Source organism: Phocaeicola sp. RTP21198st1_B8_RTP21198_201120 (genome assembly GCF_040929485.1).
Taxonomy (GTDB): domain Bacteria; phylum Bacteroidota; class Bacteroidia; order Bacteroidales; family Bacteroidaceae; genus Phocaeicola; species Phocaeicola dorei.
This window is the reverse complement of the sequence record NZ_JBCOCI010000012.1, coordinates 74189-83731: the sequence shown is the minus strand read 5'-3', so window position 1 is coordinate 83731 and position 9543 is coordinate 74189. Positions and strand designations below refer to the sequence as shown.

Below are 9543 nucleotides of genomic sequence, written 5' to 3'. Positions count from 1 at the left end.
GATACAACAAAATACTGAAACACAAACAAGTTTGCTGAAATTTCTTGCTGATTAAAATTTAAATGGGATATAATCGTTGTTTTTAATTTATGTTTGTACATTTGTAGAAATTTAACCTATTAAAATATGGTAGCGTTCATTTTAGTTTGTTTCTACTTTTAGGTTTTTTATGGGAGATAAGAAAGAGGAAAAGTTTGGAAAAGGAGTTCGTTAAGAAGAAAAATAAGGTGTGTTCCGTGAAAGAATTTTCGGATACCATATTGTATAATGTGGATGCATATATAATTTGGGTTGATCGGAATTTTTTGGTTGAAAAGACCAATTACTATAATTTGAATAATACTTCTGAAAGATAAGCGGAAAGTAATGTCCAGAGGCTTTAACGGTTATTTGTTCAAGCCTCTGAACAAAGAAGCTTTGTTTAATATGCTTCGCCAAATGGATATTTAATCTTCCAAAGAGTAATCAATGGTGGTTACAACACGGATACGTTTGATGTAAGGAGTATTGGCATCACGATCCTCGATACTGAATTGTCCCTGATAAGCTCTTTTTATCTTACCAAGTTCGCTGTCCGAGTCCTTGGCGAATTTAATAGCTGCCGCCCGTGCGTTTTTAGTTGCTTCCTCTATCATTTGAGGCTTGATGTCGTTTAAACCGGTATAGTCATATTGCACATTGTAACGATAATCTCCACCGGTAATAGCGATACCTTGCTTTAAGAGTTCGCTTTGTTCGCTGATCATCTTTCTCACCAGATCTACTTTAGTTGAAGTAACCGTGATGACAGAGGTCACATTATAGCGGAAGGGAACTGAATTATTATTATAACGTTCAGCTTGCATGTCTATAATTTCCGGTGCATTGATACTGATTTCGTTTTCAGTGATTCCTTTCTGTTTCAAGAAGCCGACAATTGTTTGGTTGGTTGTATTTATTTTGTTATATAAGGTCGGGAGATCATTTCCCAGGTCTTTATACATTAAAGGCCAAGTTACTTTATTAGCTGGCACCTCCATTTCTGCCAGACCTTTCACATTCACTACTCTGTCTTTACCAGAGAAAGTGTCCAATCCCTGTTTGATAAAATACCCCATCACCAACATGCCTATAGCAAGGATGACGGCTTCTTGTTTCCAACTTTTCATACTTCAGTCGTTTTTAGTGATACAATTATTTGTTTTGTAAGCGTCAAATGCCTTTTTAACAGAGCCCTGTTCTTGCAGCAATTGTTTTGCTTCTGCTTTATTAATATGTAATTCGTCAATTAGCATTTGTACTCCTCGGTCTACTAGTTTTTGATTGCTGAGTTGCATGTTTACCATCCGGTTTCCTTTTACTCTGCCTAGTTTTATCATGACGGTGGTACTTATCATATTCAGTATCATTTTTTGCCCTGTGCCGCTCTTCATGCGCGAGCTGCCTGTGATAAATTCCGGACCGACTATCATTTCGATGGGTATATCTGCTACATTCGAGAGTGGAGAGTTTGGATTGCTGCTGATGCTTGCTGTTAATATTCCGTGTTCTCTCGCTTTTTGCAGCGCTCCTATAACATAAGGAGTTGTTCCCGATGCCGCTATGCCTATCAGGATGTCTTTATTTGTGATGTGATGCTTTTGTAGTTCCATCCAGCCTTTTTGACTATTATCTTCAGCACTTTCTACAGGATGTTTCAAAGCTTGTTCACCACCGGCTATAATACCTATGACACAGGTATCAGGCATACCGAAAGTCGCTGGAATTTCAGAAGCGTCCAATACTCCTAGGCGTCCACTGGTTCCGGCTCCCAAATAGAATATGCGTCCTCCTTGATGCATACGTTCTACTATTTCATTTACTAGTTTTTCAATTTGTGGTATGCAGGCATGAACAGCTGAGGCTACTTTCCGGTCTTCTTCGTTGATACCTTCCAGTAACTCTCTGACGGATTTTTGTTCCAAATCCTCATGTATGGACGGTTGTTCGGTTATTTTTATAAAATTCATACTTCGAAATGATAATCCTTTAATCCTTCCAGTGGACTTTTTAAAACTTTTCCGATGGACACATTCAGTCTTAGAGCTGCTTCTTTTACTTCTTCTTGAAAGTAAAATGCAATAGAACCTGTAAAATGTACAAGAATATCATGATATTCGTATTGCATTACATTACGGGTGAAGAAATCAGTGAAGCAGGAAATTAATAAATTCTGCATCTCTGGTCTATGCTTGTGGGCGAAAAGAAAAGGAGTCAGACCCGCCAGAAAGCGGTTGGCTAAGGGCTGTCGGTATACTTTATCTAAAATCAGTGCTGGGGTCAAATCGTATTCTTTAAGGAAATCTCGGCAAATGTCATCGGGAAGTTGGTGTTTCAGGAAGTCACCTACCAGACGTTTCCCTAATACGGCTCCGCTACCTTCATCTCCTAAAATATACCCTAACGGAGAAATATTAGCTGTTATTTTTTCCCCGTCATAAAAACAAGAGTTGGATCCGGTTCCTAAAATACATGCAATCCCTGCCGTTTTACCACATAGGGCGTGGGCGGCACCTAACAAGTCACTTTCGACAAGGATATTTGCTTTGGGGAAGTTCTGCGCCAAAGCTGTTTTCACTATATTCGTTTTTTCGGGAATACATCCTGCACCATAGAAATAAATAGTTGTAAATTCAGTGGTGTCTCCCAACTGGGGAGTTAGTGTGGAGGCAATCACTTCTTTTATTTCATCAACTGATTGGTGGAAGGGGTTGATACCTCCTGTTCGAACTGTCCTGCTGTTTGTCTTGGTGTTACCCAGACACCAGTCTGTTTTGGTAGAACCACTATCTGCTATTACTATCATATCGGATAATAAGATGATTATTAGTCTTACAAAAATAGTATAAATTTATCCGATATCCATTGTTTTCCGTATTTATTTGTCGGGCTCTTATATTATTTTAGTAACTCTGTTTCTATATTTAATTTGATGTACAAATAGTTATAATTTTAGTCTGGTGTTCGATTTCTACCCAATTTTGACCAATTTTTCAATAAAGTGTATCTGTTTTGCTGCTATTTTTGTGTATTCGAATTTTTAGGTATGAAACTATGAAACACAATTTATGCCGGACACTTCTGCTTTTTGCCGGAGTATTCCTCTTTGCAACTATAGATGCACATTTTAAGACTACTCCTCAGTCACCTGTTCATATTACTGAAACCGACGAACTGGTTTATAAATCGTATCCTAACGGCGATCGGATACCTGATTTTTCTTTTTGTGGTTATCGCCAATCTGAGTATCCCATTCCTTGGGTGGATGCAAAAGTATATGTTCCTGTCGTGGATGGAGATGCAACCGGTCTTATTCAGCAGGCATTGAATTATGTAGCCTCTCTTCCTATGGAACCGGATGGTTTCAGAGGTGCAGTTCAGTTAGCTCCCGGTAACTATGAATTGAAAGGTAAACTTTTGATGCGGGCTGACGGAGTGGTTCTCCGTGGTAGCGGATGCCATAAAAATGGAGGAACGGTTTTACGTGCATTGGGACCGATGAAAGATGAATTGATTCGTGTTTTGGGTTATAATAATGCGAAAACGGAAGACACTATTCATATTGCCGGGCAGTATGTACCTGTAAATGCTACGGTTATTCCTTTGAAACAAACTGCAACATTGAAGGTGGGAGATAAAATACGCATTGTCCGTCCATCAACAGCCGGATGGCTTTCGGTGCTTGGTACGGATAGATTGGGCAATGAACAGGAATATAATTTCTCGAAATGGACTCCCGGTCGTCATGATATGGTGTGGGAGCGTACTGTGGTTGCTGTTACCTCTGAAAGTATTACCATAGATGTACCATTGACCATGAGCCTTGATCCCAAGTATGGTGGTGGGTATATTTTACCTCTTTCATGGACTGGGAGGATTAATAATGTCGGAATAGAGAATTTGTGTTGCGATTCTGAATATGATCATACTAATTTGAAAGATGAGAACCATCGTTGGCAGGCAATTACCTTCAATCATGTGAAAGATGGATGGGTACGAAGAGTGGAGGCTCATCATTTTGCAGGTTCGGCGGTAATGGTATTGGAGGGAGCGATGCAGGTGACTGTGGAGGATTGTAAATTTCTGCATCCCGTGTCCGAGATAGCCAACCATAGGCGTTATGCTTTTCATACTTTGGGACAACTAACTCTTTTTCAGCGTTGTTATTCTGAAGAGGGGTACCGTGATTTTACAGTTGGGGTTGCCGTACCTGGACCTAATGCTTTTGTACAATGTCATTCCGAACGGCCTTATAGTTTCAGTGGATCTACTGGTGGCTTCTCTAATGGTATTTTGATGGATAAAATAACGGTGTCAGGAGGAATTATTCAATTGGGTTATCGGGATATGGCAGATCAGGGAGCCGGTTGGGTGGCGGCTAACTCTATGTGCTGGCAGGGACGAGCTTCACAGACTCATTGTGTTACTCCTCCTACAGCTCATAATTGGGCTTATGGAATGTGGACGCAACCTTTTGGTAATGGCCATTATGAATTGTCGCATACTTTTGTCAAGCCGGAAAGTTTTTTTTATGCTCAACTGGCGGCTCGTATGGGTAAATCTTCAATGGAAGAAAAGAAAATATTTGTGTACACTACTGATGAAACTACGAAGCCAACTCCCGAGTACGCTCATTGGATGTCTGTACAGTCATTAAAACCGGATATGCGAATGGATGTATGGATAGACAGTATGATAGTGAAATATCCTTTGGAGATAACCCAGAATAATGCTCCTCTTTTAAACGAAGTGAACTGGCGGCCTGAAAAAGAGAAGCATGTGGTCATGGCAGAACCTTTACAAGTGAAAAATGGCTGGATTGTGCGGGGAAATCATATTCTCATTAACGGAACTTATTTTCGCAAGAATATTCCCGGTACTACAGGATGGCAGGGCAAAGGATCACTCAGTCAGTTTGTTCCGGGACGCACCGGTACGGGATATACCGAAGAGCCAGATAGTGTTGCGCAAGTATTATTGCTTTCGGGAGCACATGTGCTTCATCATCGTACAGGATTGTGGTATGAGCGTCGTCGTAATGATCATGAGCGGAATATGCATGCTGATGCTGAAGTTTGGGCTCCTTTTAATGAAATGCCTTATAGCCGTAGCGGGCAGGGGGAAGCTCAGGATCGCTTAAGCAAATATGATCTGAATAAATTCAATCCTTGGTATTGGAATCGTTTGAAGCGATTTGTAGATGTGGCGGATCGAGACGGACTGGTTTTGTTACATGATCATTATAACCAGCACAATATCATAGAAGAAGGAGCACACTGGTGTGATTATCCTTGGCGCTCTGCTAATAATATAAATCAGTTGGGATTTGCGGAAAAGACTGTTTTTTCGGGGGACAAGAGAGTGTATATGGCAGAACAGTTCTATGATATTACTCGTCCGGTTATCCGTGAATATCACAGTAAATTTATTCGTCAGAGTGTAAATGTGTTCCATGACAATAATGGTGTGGTACATAGCATTGGATTGGAATATACCGGACCATTGAATTTTATGAACTTTTGGTTGGAAGAGGTCAATGCGTGTGATAACCATCAGTTAGTGGCGTTGACAGCAACAAAAGATGTGCAGGATTCTGTCTTGAAAGATAAAAAACATACTTCAATGGTTGATGTGATTGATATCCGTCAGTGGCATTATCGCGCAGATGGAACTTTATACGAACCTCAGGGAGGGGTAAGTCTGGCTCTTCGCCAGCATGCGCGACTGATTGATCCGGGCACGGTATCTTGTGCCAGTGTTTATCGTGCGGTACGTGAATATCGCTGTAAGTATCCTGATAAAGCTGTGGTTTATAATGGTAGTACAATTAGAGTTCCTCGTAATGCTATGAATTGGGCTATATTTATGGCGGGTGGCTCTTTTGCCAAAATTCCGCCGATTGATGAATTACCGGTTTATGAGAAGGCTTCTTCTTTTTCTCCTATAGATAGACAGACCGATATGGATACTCAGTGGGTAATGGGGGCTGTCGGAAAGGGATACCTTGGGTACTGTGTGAAGAATGAGATTAATTTGGATTTGATGGGAGATAGAGAAACGTATAAAGTCTTTTGGATTGATCCGGATAAAGGAACGGTTATAAAAGAAGATGGTAGCGTGAGAGGAGGTGGAAAAGTAATTTTAAAGGCTCCTGCTGAAAGTTCTATTTGTTTTTTACAATTGTGATTGCAAAGCTTTTGTAAAACTGTTGGTTGAGTAATAGGAACGGATTCCAATCTTGTTCCTATTACTTATAAGTTAGTGCTTTTTTATATAAACAGACTTTTTTAATAATTGAGCCAAAGCTTCATTGCAGCTATCTTTTCTCTGCTTACAGTAATTTTATCTTTAAATGGCGGTTTTACCTGTACTATTATTTTTCCTAAAAAATAGTTTTCTATTTTCTGTATGGCATGTACACTAACCAATGTTTGCCGGTTGGTGCGGAAAAAAATATCTGGGTTTAGTTGTTCGGACAGTTTGTCGAGCGATAAATCTATGATATGCTCTTTCCCTTCTTTTGTGACGGCAAAAGTAATTTTGTTTTCAGAATAGAAATAAGCTATATCTTCTACTTGCAAGGTATACAGCTTTTCGTCTCCTGATATCAGGAAGCGGGTACGGTATTTTTTTTCCGGATTACTTATATTTTTCAGTAAGTTCAGTAATTCATTGGATGAGCTCGATAGGTTGGCATTGCCATATCTGGCAGTTAATCTTTCAAACTTTTCGATGGCTTCGGCCAATCTTTCCCTGTTTATTGGCTTCAGCAGATAGTCTATGCTGTTTACAGTAAAAGCACGTATGGCATATTCGTCGTAGGCGGTGGTAAAAATAATCATACTTTCCGGTTGGGTCTGTTCTATGAAAGTGAAAGAAATGCCGTCGGTCAGTTGGATATCTAGAAAGATTATATCCGGGTGTGGATGCTCTTGGAACCATTTTACAGATCCCTCTACGCTGCCGGGTAATACAACTATCTCCCAGTCTGGCCTTAATCCTGACAACATTTTATGTAACAGGCGTCCTGCAGGAATTTCATCTTCTATAATAGCGGCTTTTATCTTATTCATTCAGCAAAGGTATTTTAACGGTGAAATATTCAGAATCGTCAATAATTGTGATATGCAAGTTGCAAATCAGCAGATAGCGGGCAGATAAGTTCTTCAGTCCCATTCCTGATTTTGCAACATTCTTTTTTAATTTGATCTTGTTTCTTACGGAAAGAGTTTGATCTTTGTCAGAATAATCCAAATGGATGACCATTGGATTTTCCATATTGATGATGTTATGTTTTATCACATTTTCGATAAGCAACTGTAGAGTTAATGAAGGAATTTTCTTGTTCAATAACGTGGGGGGTATTTTGTTTTCCAGTTGAATACATTTTCCCAGACGCACTTGATGCAGATAGATATATGAATCCAGAAATTCCAGTTCATTACGTAAGGTAACAAGTCCTTGTTCCTGACTTTTTAGGATATAACGATAAACATCCGATAGCTTTTGTGTAAAAACTACTGCGTTTTCCGGATTGTATTCTATTTCGGATATTAAAGTATTCAAACTATTGAACAGGAAATGTGGATTTAATTGATTTTGTAAAGCCGTGTATTGTGCTTTGATGGAACTTTCTTCCAGTTTCATTGTTTTTTCATGCAGAATAACCAGCTGCCTGTAAAAAGCGTTCATGATACTCAGGCTCACAATCACAATTTCTACCAACCATATAATCATGATCAAGCGCAGGCCCGGACTGCTTAGTACAAATGGGAAGGGCAGTTCCAGCAATACTTTACAGATGGTCAGAGTAGCGTAATTCATGAAGAAAAGAATAGCTGCAATCAAAATGCAATTGATGATCAGTTTGTTTCTCTTCTTGATAAAGAATAGATAGCTTTTTTTCAGCCATCGGTTGATGAATATCAGACTAAAGCCTACCAGATTGAATATGAATACCACAGAAATAAATCCCAGAAAGGAGATTAATATTTTCTGATGTTGAGGCGTAAGGTCGGTATATAGTACCAGCGAAAGGTATGAGAAACATGCCAGACCTGAAAACAGGAAAAAGTTGAAGAATTGATTGTATTTATTTTGCATAGCCATTCCGCTGCTGAAAATGATTTGGGTTATTTTACAAAACTATGAAAAAAAGAGGAAATTCAGAAAAAAATAGAATACTTTCCAAATCTCCTCTTTTATGAGCAAACGCTTAGTATGGATTAAAAACAAACTCCTACACGCACACCCATGCTATTTCTTCCATCTTCAGAATAAGTCAGGATATCGGTTTGATTGGTTGCGTAGCTATAATATACGGCTACATGAAACCCCAGACGCTGATAAGGTACCGGATGAATATCTATTCCCAATTCGGGTGATACATAGAATCCCCACGGGCGTTCATACCATTGTACCAAATTGTTGTAAATGGAGTTTTGAGAATACATGGCACCCGATTTGACTCCGAAGTAAGGTTTTACATACCTGTTATCCAGTAACTTGTAGGATACAGATATTCCAAAGGGAAGTTGGAACGCCGATTGTTGCTGGTCTGTTGTCAATGAAGCCGTTGGGGTGAGGGGGATGGTCTGGCGGTCCACGTATCGGTGATTGGTATGAAAATTAAGGAAAGCTCCTATAGACCAATAGGGAGTCAGATCATATTTTCCTTCAAAGTTCATTCCCCATCCGCTGAATTTATCGGCAAAGTTGCTGTTCAACGGCATATTCATCTGCCAGTCTACGTTGAAATGTACATTTTCCCAGATCTGTGCTTTACTTGTGAAACAAAAGAGAACTAATAACACTCCGATGAGGATACGTTTGGGAGCTCTGTGTTTTAATATTTTCGTTTTCATGATTTTCCGGTTTTATTGTTTGTTTGACAGATAAGGAGATTGTGCAAATGCCTGATTGACGGCATTTAATGTCAACTGCATATTGAAATGGGAGTTTCCGTATAGCAGTCCTGACGCATAAGCATGCCAGATGACAGGCAGTTTGTTTTGGTTAGACTGATCGACAGGTTGTCTTAAATCAACCATTTCCATAATCAGGGTTCCTGTGTCATAGCTGTAAGTTACCGGATAAGGATAATACCATCCTCCTCCCCAGTAAGGTCCCCAGAATCCGGCATCCCACCAGCCGCCATACCATCCTCCTGTGGTTATTTGTATTCTTTGTTGGGCGTATGACAACTGAATGCCTACATTGGCTTTTTCTTTATCTTCCGTCCTTACATAGCCTTTCTGTTCCATTTCATGGGCTACTGCACTGATAATGTTTTGGGCATTTTCATCTTTCCAATAATTGGCTTTCAGGCTGTTGTCCAGAACCAGAATGCTATCTGGCAGATAATAGGTGGAAAACTCATTGAAATGTACACTGTTGTCATAATCGGTGTAAACGCTGTAGTCACTATCCAGTTTATTCATATCCGGATCTTTCTCGCACGAAGTAACTATCATGGCAAGCATGAATAGTGGAAATAGTAGCTTCTTCATATTCCTATTATTTTAG

General features: G+C 39.7%; 8 protein-coding genes. 1 reads left to right on the top strand and 7 read right to left on the bottom strand.

What is annotated here, in order from left to right:
- Positions 1-446: 446 nt before the first annotated feature.
- The 3 genes from AB5935_RS07865 to AB5935_RS07855 are packed head-to-tail and all read right to left on the bottom strand — an operon-like array spanning position 447 to position 2824.
- Positions 447-1148, bottom strand: a complete 702-nt coding sequence (locus tag AB5935_RS07865; RefSeq protein WP_007837779.1) for an SIMPL domain-containing protein — start codon at positions 1146-1148, stop codon at positions 447-449.
- A gap of 3 nt (positions 1149-1151) precedes the next feature.
- The gene (gene murQ / locus AB5935_RS07860) at positions 1152-1988 is read right to left on the bottom strand and encodes an N-acetylmuramic acid 6-phosphate etherase (protein ID WP_007837781.1); all 837 of its coding nucleotides are present in this window, start codon (positions 1986-1988) and stop codon (positions 1152-1154) included.
- Positions 1985-2824 (bottom strand): ATPase, encoded by an 840-nt coding sequence (locus AB5935_RS07855; RefSeq protein ID WP_038609118.1) that lies wholly within the window; start codon positions 2822-2824, stop codon positions 1985-1987. The genes murQ and AB5935_RS07855 overlap by 4 nt, the downstream gene beginning before the upstream one ends.
- 248 nt (positions 2825-3072) lie before the next feature.
- Here AB5935_RS07855 and AB5935_RS07850 point away from each other — a divergent pair, with 248 nt between their 5' ends.
- Entirely contained in the window at positions 3073-6204 is a 3132-nt protein-coding gene (locus AB5935_RS07850; protein ID WP_038609120.1) for a DUF6298 domain-containing protein, read from the top strand.
- A 101-nt stretch (positions 6205-6305) separates the two neighbouring features.
- On the opposite strand, the gene AB5935_RS07845 is transcribed toward AB5935_RS07850, so the two are convergent.
- The 4 genes from AB5935_RS07845 to AB5935_RS07830 form a co-directional block, all read right to left on the bottom strand.
- A complete protein-coding gene (locus AB5935_RS07845; protein WP_007837785.1) occupies positions 6306-7091 on the bottom strand; it encodes a LytR/AlgR family response regulator transcription factor in 786 nt (261 codons plus the stop codon).
- Entirely contained in the window at positions 7084-8127 is a 1044-nt protein-coding gene (locus tag AB5935_RS07840; RefSeq protein ID WP_007837786.1) for a sensor histidine kinase, read from the bottom strand. The genes AB5935_RS07845 and AB5935_RS07840 overlap by 8 nt, the downstream gene beginning before the upstream one ends.
- A 116-nt stretch (positions 8128-8243) precedes the next feature.
- Complete coding sequence (locus tag AB5935_RS07835; protein ID WP_007837787.1) at positions 8244-8882, bottom strand: outer membrane beta-barrel protein; 639 nt, start codon at positions 8880-8882, stop codon at positions 8244-8246.
- Between the two features lie 12 nt (positions 8883-8894).
- Complete coding sequence (locus AB5935_RS07830) at positions 8895-9527, bottom strand: DUF4136 domain-containing protein (protein ID WP_368327386.1); 633 nt, start codon at positions 9525-9527, stop codon at positions 8895-8897.
- Positions 9528-9543: the final 16 nt, after the last annotated feature.

Coding starts and splice junctions, on each gene's coding strand:
- AB5935_RS07865 (WP_007837779.1), bottom strand. CDS start 1,148: ATGAAAAGTTGGAAACAAGAAGCCGTCATCCTTGCTATAGGCATGTTG.
- murQ (WP_007837781.1), bottom strand. CDS start 1,988: ATGAATTTTATAAAAATAACCGAACAACCGTCCATACATGAGGATTTG.
- AB5935_RS07855 (WP_038609118.1), bottom strand. CDS start 2,824: ATGATAGTAATAGCAGATAGTGGTTCTACCAAAACAGACTGGTGTCTG.
- AB5935_RS07850 (WP_038609120.1), top strand. CDS start 3,073: ATGAAACACAATTTATGCCGGACACTTCTGCTTTTTGCCGGAGTATTC.
- AB5935_RS07845 (WP_007837785.1), bottom strand. CDS start 7,091: ATGAATAAGATAAAAGCCGCTATTATAGAAGATGAAATTCCTGCAGGA.
- AB5935_RS07840 (WP_007837786.1), bottom strand. CDS start 8,127: ATGGCTATGCAAAATAAATACAATCAATTCTTCAACTTTTTCCTGTTT.
- AB5935_RS07835 (WP_007837787.1), bottom strand. CDS start 8,882: ATGAAAACGAAAATATTAAAACACAGAGCTCCCAAACGTATCCTCATC.
- AB5935_RS07830 (WP_368327386.1), bottom strand. CDS start 9,527: ATGAAGAAGCTACTATTTCCACTATTCATGCTTGCCATGATAGTTACT.